The sequence below is a fragment of the Microbulbifer weihaiensis genome (assembly GCF_048323715.1).
Taxonomy (GTDB): Bacteria; Pseudomonadota; Gammaproteobacteria; order Pseudomonadales; family Cellvibrionaceae; genus Microbulbifer.
On sequence record NZ_JBLWFL010000002.1, the window covers coordinates 150,406 to 166,262 of the forward strand.

Consider the following 15,857-nt stretch of genomic DNA (forward strand, 5'->3'; position numbering starts at 1 on the left):
GCTTATTTGACTTTGCCGAATGGCAACATCTGCCGCAGGGTATTGTCCTTGCTGATGAAGTGGTGCCACAGCGCGCCACCAATATGCAGTACCAACATGACCAGCAGTGCATTCCACAGAAACTCCTTGTGGATGAAGGCAACCTGCTTGGCGAGGTCAATATTCTTGGTCACGAACGAGGGCAGGTCGAACAGCCAGAACAGGGTGGTGTCGCGACCGGCGAACTGGCGCATCATCAGGCCGGTGAGAGGCATGCCGAGCATCAGGACGTACAGCAGGCTCTGCACCAGCAGCGAGACGGGTTTCTGGAAACCACTGCCATACAAGGTTGGGCGGCCGTGGGTGGCGCGCCAGTACAGGCGCAACATCGCCAGCAGCAGGACGCTGAAGCCGAGCGAGAAGTGCACTACCATCCACCAGCCGCGCATGGGATCGTCGCGCTCGTAAAACTCGTGCAGTTCCACGGATGCCCAACCGCACAGGATGAAGATTGCGATCAGCCAGTGCAGGCCTTTGAGTGCTGGGCTCCAGCTGTTGGTGGTCGATGTCATGGGTATTCCTTATTCGTTATTTCAGCGGCAGCCTGACAAAAATCAGCCGGCTGCACGGACACCATTCAGGTTGTTAAAACAGGTGCTGCGCGCGGTCTCGAAAAAATCCCGCAGAAATGCCTGCTCCAGCATTTCTTCCCGCACCGCGGCGTAGAGTGTACTCCATAGGCCAGTTTTTCCCAGTCTAAGCTGGTTGACCAGTCCCTTCTGTAAATATTCGTAAAGGGCCCAGTTGGGCAGGGCACATACGCCGCGCCCGCTGACCACCAGCTGCACCATCATCACGGTGAGTTCAGCGGTGCGCACGGCCGCAGGCTCGATCCCGGCCGGATCGAGGAAGTTCTGGAAAATATCCAGCCGCTCCCGCTCAACCGGGTAGGTGATCTGCACTTCCTCGGCCAGATCTTCCGGGGTTACCCATTTCTTTTCCGCCAACGGATGCTTGCGGCTTACCGCCAGGCACATTTCAAAGCTGAACAGCGGCTCGTAATGTATTCCTTTGAGGGAATTGTCCGGGTTGCTGGTGACCACAAGATCCAGATCCCCGCGCACCAGTGCCGGCAATGGCGCAAAGTGGAATCCACTGGATAGATCCAGCTCGACTTCCGGCCAGTCGTCCCGGTAGGCGTCCAGTGTCGGCATCAGCCACTGGTAACAGCTGTGGCACTCGATGGCGATATTCAGCCGCCCGGCCTGGCCGGAGGCGAGGCGGGCCAGATCCCGCTGTGCCACGGCCACTCGCGGAAGCACGTCATCGGCCAGTTGCAGCAGACGCAGCCCGGCACTGGTGAAGCGCAGCGGGCGGGACTTGCGCACAAACAGCGCCTGCTCGTGGCGGTCTTCCATTTCCCGGAACAGGTGTGACAGCGCGGACTGGGTGAGGTGCAGCCGCTCGGCGGCGCGCACCATGCTGCCGGTCTCCCGCAATATGCTCAGGGCCTTCAAATGCCGTAGCTCGATCATCTTTAGTAAATTTCATGTTTTGGGCAAAAAATATGAAATTGATTGAACATGATGCCCGCATCAGAATCAACTCCGAATTACCGCTTTCGCGTACTCCCTGGATCCCGGCTCAAGGCCGGGATGACGGGGCCTAATTGTCGTCATGCCGGCGTATGCCGGTATCCAGGGCTACGAAGTACCGCACTTGCAGAAACACCAATTGAATTAAGGAAGAACACCCGATGGCACAAACACATATTCTTGGCTATCCGCGCATCGGTGCGCGGCGTGAACTGAAGCGGGCGCAGGAAGCGTACTGGAAGGGGGAGATCGACCAGCAGGCACTGCTGGCGGCGGGCTCGCAGGTGCGCAGCCAGAACTGGCAGGCGCAGCAGGCCGCAGGCCTGGCGCTGACCACTGTGGGCGACTTCGCCTGGTACGACCAGGTGCTGAACCACTCGCTGATGTTCGGTGTGATTCCCGAGCGTTTCAATACTGGCGCGGCCGATAACAAGCTGGATCAGTATTTCCGCCTCGCCCGCGGGCGCGCGCCTTCCGGTGACGCGGTGGCGGCCAGTGCCATGACCAAATGGTTTGATACCAACTACCACTATCTGGTGCCGGAGTTTTCCACAGGTCAGGATTTCACCCTCGACAGTGAATGGCTGCTTGCCGAAGTAAAGGAAGCGCAGCAGCTGGGGCACAACGTCAAACCGGTGATCATTGGCCCGCTGACCTACCTTTGGCTCGGGCGCGGCGTTGACAATGCACTGGACCTGCTGCCGGGATTACTGCCCTGTTACCAGCAGTTGCTCGCGCAGCTGGCGAATGCGGCCGCGCAGTGGGTACAGATTGATGAGCCGATACTGGGGCTGGATTTGCCGGCCGAGTGGCGCGATGCCTTTGCCCTGGCGTACGAGGTGCTTGCCAAGGCGAGCGGCAGCAAGCTGCTGTTGGCGACCTACTTCTCGCCGCTCCGGGAGAACCTGGAACTGGCGTCGGGCCTGCCGGTAGATGGCATTCACATTGATGCTGTGCGTGCCGCGGACGAAGTGGATCTGGTGGCATCGGCCCTGACGGGCAACAAGGTACTGTCGGTTGGGGTGGTGAACGGGCGCAATGTATGGCGCACGGATCTGGCTCGCTGGCAGCGCCAGTTACAGCCGTTGGCAAAACAGCTGGGTGATCGCCTGTGGCTGTCCGCCAGCTGTTCGCTGCTCCATTCTCCGGTTGATCTGGATACTGAAAGTGCCTTGCCCGATGCGCAAAAGCAGAAACTGGCCTACAGCCGCCAGAAGCTCGAAGAGCTGAAGGCGTTGCAGGCGGCGCTGCTGCCCGATGCCGCATTGCTCCCGCTTGCCGACACTACCGAAAGCCGCCCGCAGTCGGAAATTCTCGCGGAGCTGGCCAATACCTGGCGTGCGCAGAAATACACCGAGCGCGCAGACATCCAGCGCGAACGCTGGAAATTACCATTGCTGCCGACAACCACCATTGGCTCTTTTCCGCAGACCGATGTGTTGCGCCAGGTGCGCAAGCAGTTCCGCGAGGGCGAAATTTCCGCGCAGGACTATAACGACCATCTGCGCGCGGAAATTGCCGAAGCCATTCGTCGCCAGGAAATCCTTGGCCTGGACGTTCTTGTGCACGGCGAAGCCGAGCGCAATGACATGGTGGAGTACTTCGGTGAACAGTTGGATGGTTTTATCCACACCGGCAACGGCTGGGTGCAGAGCTACGGTTCACGCTGCGTGAAGCCACCGATCATTGCCGGGGATATTTCCCGTCCGCAGGCGATGACGGTGCAGTGGAGTGAGTACGCCCAGAGCCTGACCAAAAAGCCGGTGAAGGGCATGCTCACCGGGCCGGTCACCATTCTCAACTGGTCTTTCCCACGTGAGGATATCCCGCGCGCAGAAAGCTGCCTGCAGATCGCCCGTGCCCTGCGGCAGGAAGTCCAGGATCTGGAAGCCGCCGGTATCGGTATCATCCAGATCGACGAGCCGGCCCTGCGCGAAGGTCTGCCACTGCGTGCATCTGAGCATCAGGAATATTTTGACTGGGCCGTGGGCTGCTTCCGCTACACCTGCAGTGAAGTACAGCCGGAAACGCAGATCCACACCCATATGTGCTATTCCAACTTCAACTCGATCATGGATGCGATCGTCGCACTGGATGCGGATGTGATTACCATTGAATCCGCGCGCTCGGATCTGCGCTTGCTGAAGGCATTTGCCGGGGAGGGTGAAGGCTATCCAAATGAAATTGGCCCGGGTATTTACGATATCCACTCGCCCAATGTGCCAGAGCGAAAAGAACTGGTTTACCGCGTGTACCAGTTGCTGGATGTAATTCCGCTGGAAAAACTGTGGATCAACCCGGACTGTGGATTGAAAACCCGGAACTGGGCAGAGGTGGGATCTTCACTGCTGAATATGGTGGAGGCGGCACGCACGGTGCGTGCGGAAGTGGCTTGATGGCGCGCCTGTAAACAGGCTCCTACTGGGGGCCACCCCCTGGCAGGAGCCTGCTTGCAGGTGAATACGCGAGAGTTCTGCCCGGCGATTACTCGCCGTAACAATCCCGCGTCATGTTCTCGATGCGATCAGCGTGCACGATGATGTTGTCTTCGATACGCACACCGCCGAACGGACGCAGGCTTTCCACCTTGTCCCAGTTCACTTCACCGGCGAGCTGGGATTCCTTCAGGTCCGCCAGCAGGCTTTCGATAAAGTAGAGCCCGGGTTCGATGGTGAACACCTGGTTTTCTTCCACCGTGCGCGTAGTGCGCAGGAAGGGGTATTCCGCGGGCGGCGGGGTCTTGCCGCCTTCCGGGCCGGTCTGGTGACCGCCCACATCGTGAACCTGCAGGCCCAGGAAGTGGCCGAGGCCGTGGGGCATGAAGGTGCCGGTAAGGCCGGATTCCACGGCACTTTCCGGTGAGGTCTTGATGATGCCAAACTGCTGCAGCAACTGGCCGATCCTGTGGTGGCACTGGCGGTGCAGCTCTACATAAGAGGCGCCCGGCGTCAGGCCTGCCACCAGTTCCTGTTCCTTCTCATCCATCGCCGCGACCAGGTCGGCGAATTCACCATCGCGGTAGGCATAGCTGCGGGTGATATCTGCCGCATAGCCATTGCAGTCGGCGCCGGCGTCGATCAGGAAGCTGCGGCGCTCGCTCTCCGGCAGTGGCTCGGTACCCAGGTGGGTGTAGTGCAGGATCGCGCCGTGCTCGTTCAGCGCGACAATATTGCCGTAGGGCATGCGACCTTCGCCCTGGCCGGCGGCTTTCATATAGGCGAGGTTGATTTCGAACTCGCTGGCACCTGCGCGGAAGGCGTCTTCCGCGGCACGGTGCGCGCGCACGGCAATGCGGTTGGCTTCGCGCAGGCAGGCCATTTCATACGGGGTTTTGTAGGCGCGGGCCCAGTGCAGGCGGTCGATCAGGTGCTGCGGGTTGCGCTCGCCGATGTCCCAGCCTTCCAGCTTTCCGGTTTCGCCAATAAACGCTGCATTTTCACCGGACAGGAACGCCTTGGCTTCGTCTGGCTTGGCCAGCAGCTCGATGTCGTATTCGTCGCTCCAGAAGGTCTGGGGCGCGGGCGGCACGTAGTGCCAGAAGTCGACCGGGCGGTAGAACAGCAGCTTGGGCTTTTGCCCGCGGCGGAAGATGACCCAGCTGTTGGGGTTGTCGGTAACCGGCACCAGTGCCTTGAACTGCGGGTTGACCCGGAAGGGGTAGTAGTTGTCGTCCAGGAACTGTACCGAGGGTGCTCCGCTGAATACGTTCAGCGTCTCAAAACCGCACTGCTCGAGGATGTCGTCGTAGCGTTTGCGCAGCGTGGCCAGATGTTCGGCAAATAAGGTCTTATCCATGATCACCCTGTTGGTCGGAAAGCTTGTGGTCAAAAAATGAACCCGTGGCGGGTATACGAATGCACATAGTGTATAGTCAGCCTTCTGAATAATTAGTCTGATTTTTACCGATGGAAAAGAAGATACTGCTAACGGATTGCCCGGACGCCAAAGGGTTGATCGCCAAGATCACCAACATCTGCTACAAGCACCAGCTCAACATCACCAAGAACGATGAGTTCGTCGACCGCGACCAGGGGCGCTTCTTCATGCGCACCGCCCTGGAAGGTAACTTCAACGATACGACCCTGCTGGAAGACCTGGATCTGGCGCTGCCGGAAGGCGCAGTGCGCAAGCTGGTTGCCTCCGGCCGCAAGCGCCTGGTATTGATGGTTACCAAGGAGGCCCACTGCCTTGGTGACATCCTGATGAAGTGTTATTCAGGGGCGATGGACGTGGAGATCGCCGCGGTGATCGGCAACCACAATACCCTCCAGCCGCTGGTGGAGAAGTTCGATATTCCTTTCCACTGGTTGCCCGCGGAAGGGCTGGAGCGGGCGCAGCATGAAGAGCAGGTGATGCAGCTGGTGGACAGCTACCAGCCGGATTACCTGATTCTGGCCAAATACATGCGGGTGCTTACCCCGCAGTTTGTCGAGCATTACAAAAAGCGCATCATCAACATTCACCACTCTTTCCTGCCTGCGTTTATCGGTGCCAAACCCTATCAGCAGGCCTTTGAGCGCGGCGTCAAGATTATCGGTGCCACTGCGCACTTCGTTACCGATGACCTGGACGAAGGCCCGATCATCGAGCAGGATGTGATCCATGTGGATCACGGCTATTCCGCTGAGTCCATGGCCAGCGCCGGCCGGGATGTGGAGAAGCAGGTATTGAGCCGTGCGCTGCAGCTGGTGCTGGAAGAGCGGGTGTTTATTCACGGTAACCGCACCGTGGTGTTTAAATAGCCTCATTCTTCTACCGGAATCCCGGCTGTGGGAGCGCCGCTTCAGGGCCGGGATGAGCGCTATCGAATTACTATGAACAGGGGGATGAATGTTTACCCGTTATATCGCCGGTATTTCAGCATTGTTTTTTCTGGCGGGGTGCGCCAGTGAACCCCGGGCACCCAATCCCGGCCTGAAAGAATCCTTCCACACCGAAATTTCAGCCAATGGCTCCAAACGCTTTACATACAGTCTCGAGATAGCCGCACCACAGCTGCGCGGGCCTTTTACCGAACGTCCAAACCCTCGCAGCGGGATGTTGCGTGATCAGGAGATGATGGCTGGTCAGCCGCGCCGGCAGCGGAGTGCGGATTTTGACTACGCAATGAATCTCAAACTCAAGGAAACCGGTTTCTGCCGCGATGGCTACTTCGTGATCGATCGCGTGGTATCCCAACTGGGCGGTGAAGTGCGCGGTGAGTGCCGCGATGCGGCCGAGTGATAGTATTTTCCCAGTGAATCGTGAACGAGACACAGCTTTCAAATGGGGTGGTGCAATTTTGTGCAATTTAATGTTTGTTCGGATAGTTAAAACTAATTGAACGCAGTTGACCTCCTTCGTTGGGGAGGGGAGTCTGGGTAGGCAAATGTCACTTAAGACAGTTAAAAATTGTGAATTGTGTCACCAAAAGTGGGTTCGAGTCCTCTTTTTCTCGCGACGTGCCAAATATTTTTATAGGATCGACCGCCTCCAAAGTACAGCTGGTAGTTTGGCTGTAATGTAATAGTTACTAAAATGAGAAGTTGGATGTGAAATGGAATGTCACATCTCTGCCTGTTTGTGCTGTTCTTTTTATCGCGTCGATTTCTCTTCGGGCGTTGAGCGGTGAAGCGGTTGGGACTGAAGATGGATTTTACAGTGAAGTTGGTCTGCGGAAGGTCTGGCAAAGCTCGTTTGTTGTAAATGACGCTTCTATTTCCGAGGAGTGTTTTGTCCCAGTGGCAGAACTTAAGGGCTCATTTACCTATGTGGATGTATCCCTCAATCCTGTCCGTGAATTATTTCCATCAAGCTCTCTGCATGTACCCATTCGCAGGGTCAAGACAAATCAATTCCTGAAAGATAGCAAAATAGTAATTGGCGCGGAGTCGTATAAGCGATTTGAGCTTGCAAAGCTGTGTCAAGAGCTTGTTCAAAGTGGGTTTAAAGATCCAATAATTGTAGTTTGGAATCCAAGCGATATTTCATCCCACCCTCCTGTATCCGTGTCTCCAGACCACTTTTTAGTGGAAGCTCAGCGATTCGGTGCCGTTACCATTGTTCCAAGTAAGTCAGTTTCAGACCAGCTGCAAAAAGCCGGAATAACAGCCGTTTATCCTGACGAGGGTGTTAGTCTGGAACAGCTGATAAGGCAGAGTATCGAATTTAGCTCCTTAAATAGGTATCTGCCCGTTTTCTATGTAGAGGATACGGGAACGCATATTTTCAGTGCCGATGATTACAAGGCCGTCCATGTTGTTGAGGGAGGGCTGCAAAGTGTGATTACCGCTTTGGAGGTTCGGTCAGAAAGCGCCTTGAAACGTGCAGGTAAAGATTTTCGGGGTGCATGTGCGAGTTAATTTTGCCGCGTGGCTCAGGTTTTGGATCTGTGCCGCAATAGCATTGCCAGTTTTAATTCTGTGGCTTTACTGGTCTAAGAGCAGTGATGCTCTTCATTACGATATAAACAAAACTATTCGCTACAGCTTCTTAGTAACTAATAATACCGCTTCGTTAATTGAGTCTGCTCAATTTAATGTTTTTGCGCCAGTCGCTCAGAATTCCTACCAAAAGACGCTAAGTATTAGTGCCAGTCATGAATATGAAGTAACTAAAGACGATATCGGAAACCAAACCTTGAAGTTTGAGATTCTTGATGTGGCGCCCTTTTCAAGTCAAGTTGTAAATATCACAGTACACCTGGCCATGGCTGGAGCCGCTCAGCGTTATAGCGCCATGGGTGATTTTCTTGGGGCCGAGCCAAATATCGAGGTGGGTTCTTCAGAGGTTCTGGAATTGGCGAAAAAAATTCGCCAAAGCAAAAACATGCCCGAAGAAGCATCGTCTTGGCTTTATAAAAACATTGTCGATATCGGTTATATCTCGGAAGACCGGGGTGCACGCTACGCGTTGCTTGAAAAGAAAGGCGATTGCACGGAGTTTTCTTCTGCATTTGTTGCATTGTCTAGAGCAGTAGATATTCCGGCGCGGATGGTTGGCGGGTTTGTGGTTGAAGATTCCGGAAAATTAAGTTCAGAAAGCTACCACAATTGGGCGGAGTATAATCACTCTGGTAGCTGGAAAATAGCGGATCCGCAAAACAATATTGTTGACTCGGATTATGGGTCATATATCGCATTTTATAACTTCAGCAAACATTCACGTTTAAAGAATAGTCATAGATTTTTAAGCTTTGACTCACGTTTGAGTGTGCAGATGCTTTAATTATGGGAATTATTTGATGAAAGGGATTTCGTCTGCTGTTGCTTGCATTTTTTGTGTATTTTTTGCGTCATTTTCGAGTTCGCAAATATATAAAGAAAAAGTGTTGGAAGATTCTCCGATAGCCTATTGGGATATGGAAGTTGCGGGAAATGGTGAGATCCCTGATTTAACTGGAAATGGCTGGAATCTGGAGGTTGTTGGACCTTCGTTAAGCTATGTGGAAACCGGCCTTAATATTGGTCGTGCAGTATCCTTGAATGGGGTTTCCCAGGCTTTGCGGAGTAAAAGCATTGAGTTTCCAGAGCTACAAAATGCCTTTACCTTTGAAGTTTGGGCGAAAATTGAAAATGCATCGGGCTGGAGATCTATCGCAGGCAGGAATTCCGTGGTTGCTGGTCATGGTGTGTTTTTCTTACAAAAAGCTGCCGTTGACCAGGTTCACGTAATCGGGCATAAGACAAATGGGCACGTGGCATTTGGTTTCGAATATGAAAATGGTAGGGCGTCTGTTGAGGACTCAACTCCTGCATCGCTGAATCAGTGGAAGCATTATGTCGTTACCTATGATGGTCGCGAGTTGGTGTTTTACCGCAATGGAATACGTCGTCACGCCGAGATATTCGAAGGGCAGTTTTTTTCGAGCGATGGGCCGCTAATCATAGGTGGCGCAAGCCTAACCGGATCAATCATCGATTTTTTTGACGGTGATTTATCAAATTTTGCGTTTTATGACCGTAGCCTATCCCCGTCAGAAGTTCATGATCACTACTTGCTGGGTGCCCAGCCTTCCACGTTGGAAGAGGTTCTTGTAGGAAGTGATTTGCTGGTCGGGTCTGATGATTTTGGGCTCGACAATAAAAGCATTGTTGTTGATGGGGCCACCTTAACCCTGGACGGATCACACGAGTTTTACTCTGTAGTTGTGAGAAACGGTGGCCAAATAACGCATTCGGTTAATGCCAAAACGGCTTCTGGTGCGGATGGTCTGGAGATCGTTACTAACTATTTGGAAATTGATGCCACTAGTTCAATCAACGTAGACAGTAAAGGCTCCTTGCCAACGGATGAAGTGGGAGCTGACTCGTCAGGAAGCTACGGGGGGAGGGCTGGAATCTCTGAGGGCAAGACGACCAATGCTACGTACGGGGATTACAAGGCACCACAGCACTTTGGTACCGGCGGGCGTTATAACAGCTCGCCCAATGACAGCAGTAATAACACGCGTGGTGGCGGTTCAATTAAGCTAAGCGTCGCCGGTGAGCTTCGGCTGGATGGTGTTATTACTGCGAATGGCGGTGCTGACTCCGCAGATGATGCGGGATCCGGTGGATCTATCTGGCTCGACGTCGGTACTTTGACCGTCAGCGAATCCCCCGAACGGATCAGGGCCAATGGAGCGCGAGGGTACGATGGCTCTGGCGGTGGTCGTATCGCAATCTATTACGACAATGCAAATTTGAACCCGGCGGTACATACCAGCACAGCGGGAGGACCTTATTACTCAAGTACGTCTCGCAATGGCCAGCCCGGCACAGTGTATGTGGAAGACAGGCAACACGGCTGGTCTTTATTGCGCTTTGACAATAAAGGAATAAATAAATCCTATAGCGACCCGATGCTGATTTCCGGTGAGTACACTGAAAGCCGGGTCGAGTTTGTGAATGTCAATGTCGCCATTTCGGATGCGAGCTTCAATGACTTGTATTTCAGTTCAGATATCGCTGCGCTCGCCAATGTCACCGCCGTTTCGATAAACCAGTCCAGCACCACTGCGACCCTGGATGGCGTTGTTGCGGGCACTATGAGGATTACCGGTGGTTCGGCCACGGCTCAGGGCCTGGTCACGGTCTCGGATAGCTTTTCCACTGACGGCACTAACTTGCTTGGTGGGATCAATAGTAATGGTAACTGGAAGGTTCCTGGGGCGAATGGCCAGCTTTTGGTTGATGGTTATACCTACACCATGGATGGGGATGAGAGCTGGGATCAGGTATTTGTGCGGAATGGTGGTGTGATTACGCATAGCATCGGTGCGCTAACCGCATCTGGCGCCGATGGTGTTGAACTGATCGCGAACTATCTGGAGATTGATGCCACGAGCTCAATCAACCTGGACAGTAAAGGCTCCTTGCCAACGGATGAAGTGGGAGCGGACTCGTCAGGAAGTTACGGCGGCCTTGCAGGGACTGCTGGAGGCAGGACGACCAACGCGACGTATGGAGATTACAAGACACCACACCACTTTGGTACCGGCGGGCGTTATAACAACTCGTCCAATGACAGCAGTAATAACACGCGTGGTGGCGGTTCAATTAAGTTAAGCGTCGCCGGTGAGCTGCGACTGGATGGTGTTATTACTGCGAATGGCGGTGCTGACTCCGCAGATGGTGCGGGATCCGGTGGATCTATTTGGCTCGACGTCGGTACTTTAACCGTCAGCGAATCCCCCGAACGGATCAGGGCCAATGGAGCACAGGGTTACGATGGCTCTGGTGGTGGTCGTATCGCAATCTATTACGACAGCGCGAATTTGGATCCGGCCGTACATGCCAGTGCAACGGGGGGACCTTATTACTCGAGTACGTCTCGCAATGGCCAGCCCGGCACGGTTTATGTCGAAGACAAGCAAAGCGGCCGGACTTTGTTACGTTTTGAAAACAAGGGACGGAATAAATCCTATAGCGACCCGATGCTGATTTCCGGTGAGTACACTGAAAGCCGGGTCGAGTTTGTGAATGTCAATGTCGCCATTTCGGATGCGAGCTTTAATGACTTGTATTTCAGTTCAGATATTGCTGCGCTCACCAATGTCACCGCGGTTTCGATAGTTCAATCCGATAGTACTGCGACCCTGGACGGGGTCGTTGCGGGCACGATGAGGATTACCGGTGGTTCGGCCACGGCTCAGGGCCTGGTCACGGTCTCGGATAGCTTTTCCACTGACGGCACTAACTTGCTTGGTGGGATCAATAGTAATGGTAACTGGAAAATCCCCGGGGCGAATGACCAGCTTGTTGTTGATGGTTATACCTACACCATGGATGGGGATGAGAGCTGGGATCAGGTATTTGTGCGTAACGGTGGCGTGATTACGCATAGCATCGGCGCGCAAACCGCATCTGGCGCCGATGGTGTTGAACTGACCGCGAACTATCTGGAGATTGATAACAGCAGCGCGATCAATCTGGACAGTAAAGGTAATCTGCCAACGGATGATTTGGGAGCGGACTCTTCTGGAAGTTACGGCGGCCTTGCAGGAACTGCTGGAGGCAGGACGACCAACGCGACGTATGGAGATTACAAGACACCACACCACTTTGGTACCGGCGGGCGTTATAACAACTCGCCCAATGACAGCAGTAATAACACGCGTGGTGGTGGTGCAATTAAGTTAAGCGTCGCCGGTGAGCTGCGACTGGATGGTGTTATTACTGCGAATGGCGGTGCTGACTCCGCAGATGGTGCGGGATCCGGTGGATCTATTTGGCTTGACGTCGGTACTTTCACCGTCAGCGAATCCCCCGAACGGATCAGGGCCAATGGAGCACAGGGTTACGATGGCTCTGGTGGTGGTCGTATCGCAATCTATTACGACAGCGCGAATCTGGATCCGGCCGTACATGCCAGTGCAACGGGGGGACCTTATTACTCGAGTCCGTCTCGTAATGGCCAGCCCGGCACGGTTTATGTCGAAGACAAGCAAAGCGGCCGAACTTTGTTACGTTTTGAAAACAAGGGACGGAATAAATCCTATAGCGACCCGATGCTGATTTCCGGTGAGTACACCGAAAGCCTGGTTGAGTTTGTGAATGTCAATGTCGCCATTTCGGATGCCAGCTTCAATGACTTGTATTTCAGTTCAGATATCGTAGCACTTACCAATGTCACCGCGGTTTCGATAGTTCAATCCGATAGTACAGCGACCCTGGGCGAGGTTGTTACTGGCGCGATGAGTATTACCGGTGGCTCGGCCACGGCTCAGGGCCTGGTCACGGTCTCGGATAGCTTTTCCACTGACGGCACTAACTTGCGTGGTGGGATCAATAGTAATGGTAACTGGAAAATCCCCGGGGAGAATGACCAGCTTGTAGTTGATGGTTATACCTACACCATGGATGGGGATGAGAGCTGGGATCAGGTATTTGTGCGTAATGGTGGCGTGATTACGCATAGCATCGGCGCGCAAACCGCATCTGGCGCCGATGGTGTTGAACTGACCGCGAACTATCTGGAGATTGATAACAGCAGTGCGATCAATCTGGACAGTAAAGGCAATCTGCCAACGGATGATTTGGGAACGGACTCTTCTGGAAGTTACGGCGGCCTTGCAGGAACTGCTGGAGACAGGACGACCAACGCGACGTATGGAGATTACAAGACACCACAGCACTTTGGTACCGGCGGGCGTTATAACAACTCGCCCAATGACAGTAGTAATAACACGCGTGGTGGTGGTGCAATTAAGTTAAGTATTTCCGGTGAACTGCGGTTGGACGGGATTATTAGCGCAAATGGCGGCTCTGATACGTATGACGGTGCGGGATCTGGCGGTTCTATTTGGCTGGATGTGGGTACCTTGTCCGTCAGTCGATCTTCCACTCAGATCAGGGCCAGTGGTGCCCAGGGGTACGATGGCTCTGGTGGTGGTCGTATCGCACTCTACTACGACAGCTCCAATTTGGATCCGGCGGTACATACCAGCGCAATGGGGGGGGCTTACTACACAAGTACGTCTCGCAATGGCCAGCCCGGCACGATATATGTGGAAGACAAGCAAAGTGGCTGGTCTTTGTTGCGCTTTGACAACAAAGGAATAAATAAATCTTACAGCGACCCGATGCTGATTTCCGGTGAGTACACCGAAAGCCTGGTTGAGTTTGTGAATGTCAATGTTGCCATTTCGGATGCCAGCTTCAATGACTTGTATTTCAGTTCAGATGTCGTCGCGCTCACCAATGTCACCGCGGTATCGATAGTTCAATCCAATAGTACTGCGACCCTGGACGGGGTCGTTACTGGCACGATGAATATTGTCGGTGGCTCGGCCACGGCACAGGGCCTGGTCACGGTCTCGGATAGCTTTTCCACTGACGGCACTAACTTGCGTGGTGGGATCAATAGTAATGGTAACTGGAAAGTTCCTGGGGCGAATGATCAGCTGCTGGTCGATGGTTATACCTACACCATGGAAGGGGATGAGAGCTGGGATCAGGTATTTGTGCGTAACGGTGGTGTGATTACGCATAGCATCGGCGCGCAAACCGCATCTGGCGCCGATGGCGTTGAACTGACCGCGAACTATCTGGAGATTGATACCAGCAGTGCGATCAATCTGGACAGTAAAGGCAATCTGCCAACGGATGATTTGGGGGCGGACTCTTCCGGAAGTTACGGCGGCCTTGCAGGAACTGCTGGTAGCCGGACGACCAATGCGACGTACGGAGATTACAAGGCACCACAACATTTTGGTACCGGCGGGCGGTATAACAATTCGGCCAATGACAGTAGCAATAACACGCGTGGTGGTGGTGCAATTAAGTTAAATATTTCCGGTGAACTGCGGTTGGACGGAATTATTAGCGCAAATGGTGGCTCTGATACGTATGACGGTGCGGGATCTGGCGGTTCTATTTGGCTGGATGTAGGTATCTTGTCCGTCAGTCGATCTTCCACTCAGATCAGGGCCAATGGTGCCCAAGGGTACGATGGTTCTGGTGGTGGTCGCATCGCACTCTACTACGACAGCGCCAATTTGGATCCGGCGGTACATACCAGCGCAACTGGAGGCTCTTACTACACGGGTACGTCTCGCAACGGCCAGCCGGGTACTGTGTATGTGGAAGACAGGCAAAGCGGTAGGACTTTGTTGCGTTTGAGTAACAAAGGGAAGAATAAATCCTATAGTGATCCGCTGTTGTTTTCCGGAGACTACCTCGAAGATGAAGTAGTCTTTGGTGATTTAATTGTCGAATTGTCGGACTCCTCGTTCAACAAAGTTCGGTTGGAAAATTCGATTGTGAATGTGACCGGGGTTGTTCAGGTGGCCAGTCACATTGAGGGGCATGCTTCGGTATTGCGTCCTTTTGGCCAGCTACTCCTTCCTGGTGATGGTGGTGAGCTCGTTGTTGATGGCTTTTCCTATGAGCTCAGCCGTGATGAAACTTGGGGGAAAGTATCGGTAATTAATGGCGGCTCTATTTCACACGTTAGTGATTTGTCATTGTTGCCTGCCATGAAGGGGGTTGCGCTAGAGGCCCGCGAAATTTATGTCGAAGAGGGAAGTGCAATCGACGTTAGTTATCGCGGGCAAGGCCCTAATGGAGATGTTGGGGGGCTGTCTGGAGGGAGCTATGGTGGCTTAGGTGGTACCAACGGATCTACAACAAACCCAACTTTTGGTAGCGAATTGCAGCCCGACGATTTTGGTATCGGCGGAAAAACCAATGACAATTTATATAGTCGTGGTGGCGGCGCGATTCGACTGATTGCAGAGGATTTGATTTTAAATGGAAGTTTGCTCGCTCATGGCCAACAAAATAGCAATGGCGGAGGAGCGGGAGGATCTATTTGGGTTGAATCCGGATTGCTGCGAGTTGGAGCAAAAGCGCTCATTGCTGCGAATGGCGCTCATGGCAGTAATGGCGGTGGCGGTGGCGGGGGCCGAATAGCTCTTTATTACGATATTTTAGAGGGGCTTGACGAGGCGCAAATTCAGGTTAACGGTGGCCGCGCACATAACTCATTGAATTATGGGCAGGGCGGTACCATTTATATGGCCGAAAGAGGTGCTGCCCCGAAGGTTAAATCTCTGAGCATCTCTGGATATAGCAATCAGGTGTTTTCTGAGATAGCGGTGCAGTTCAGTGTCGGAATCAATCCCGAGTCCATTGATAGCAGTGATTTTGAGCTTATAAATAGTAGCGGTAGCCCAGTACAGGTAACTAGCGTTGCATCCGGTGGTTATGCTGAGTATTTGGTGACGTTCGGTGAACCGGTATTGGAGGGAACCTATACGTTCTCAGTAGGCCCGGATATCTTCGGCACCAACGGCCTCGGTATGGATCAGGATCAGGATGG

9 protein-coding genes are annotated in these 15,857 nt (G+C 53.7%); 6 read left to right on the forward strand and 3 right to left on the reverse strand.

Annotation, left to right across the window (positions count from 1 at the left end):
• Positions 1 to 2: 2 nt before the first annotated feature.
• Entirely contained in the window at positions 3 to 551 is a 549-nt protein-coding gene (locus tag ACNKU7_RS04465) for a cytochrome b (protein WP_418295766.1), read from the reverse strand.
• Between the two features lie 42 nt (positions 552 to 593).
• The gene (locus ACNKU7_RS04470) at positions 594 to 1,514 is read right to left on the reverse strand and encodes a LysR family transcriptional regulator (protein WP_418295767.1); all 921 of its coding nucleotides are present in this window, start codon (positions 1,512 to 1,514) and stop codon (positions 594 to 596) included.
• A gap of 221 nt (positions 1,515 to 1,735) precedes the next feature.
• Here ACNKU7_RS04470 and metE point away from each other — a divergent pair, with 221 nt between their 5' ends.
• Positions 1,736 to 3,970 (forward strand): 5-methyltetrahydropteroyltriglutamate--homocysteine S-methyltransferase, encoded by a 2,235-nt coding sequence (gene metE / locus ACNKU7_RS04475; RefSeq protein ID WP_418295768.1) that lies wholly within the window; start codon positions 1,736 to 1,738, stop codon positions 3,968 to 3,970.
• Positions 3,971 to 4,058: 88 nt separating this feature from the next.
• Here the strand turns inward: metE and pepQ are convergent, their stop codons facing one another.
• Positions 4,059 to 5,369 (reverse strand): Xaa-Pro dipeptidase, encoded by a 1,311-nt coding sequence (gene pepQ / locus ACNKU7_RS04480; protein WP_418295769.1) that lies wholly within the window; start codon positions 5,367 to 5,369, stop codon positions 4,059 to 4,061.
• A gap of 110 nt (positions 5,370 to 5,479) precedes the next feature.
• Here pepQ and purU point away from each other — a divergent pair, with 110 nt between their 5' ends.
• From purU to ACNKU7_RS04505, 5 genes are all read left to right on the forward strand, one after another.
• Positions 5,480 to 6,316, forward strand: a complete 837-nt coding sequence (gene purU / locus ACNKU7_RS04485; RefSeq protein ID WP_418295770.1) for a formyltetrahydrofolate deformylase — start codon at positions 5,480 to 5,482, stop codon at positions 6,314 to 6,316.
• 88 nt (positions 6,317 to 6,404) lie between these two features.
• Complete coding sequence (locus tag ACNKU7_RS04490) at positions 6,405 to 6,797, forward strand: hypothetical protein (protein ID WP_418295771.1); 393 nt, start codon at positions 6,405 to 6,407, stop codon at positions 6,795 to 6,797.
• A 308-nt stretch (positions 6,798 to 7,105) separates the two neighbouring features.
• Positions 7,106 to 7,915, forward strand: a complete 810-nt coding sequence (locus ACNKU7_RS04495) for a hypothetical protein (RefSeq protein ID WP_418295772.1) — start codon at positions 7,106 to 7,108, stop codon at positions 7,913 to 7,915.
• Positions 7,878 to 8,780, forward strand: coding sequence for a transglutaminase-like domain-containing protein (locus tag ACNKU7_RS04500; RefSeq protein WP_418295773.1), 903 nt, complete (start codon positions 7,878 to 7,880; stop codon positions 8,778 to 8,780). The genes ACNKU7_RS04495 and ACNKU7_RS04500 overlap by 38 nt, the downstream gene beginning before the upstream one ends.
• A gap of 16 nt (positions 8,781 to 8,796) precedes the next feature.
• Positions 8,797 to 15,857: LamG-like jellyroll fold domain-containing protein (locus ACNKU7_RS04505; protein ID WP_418295774.1), on the forward strand; the 7,061-nt coding region annotated here is incomplete at its 3' end.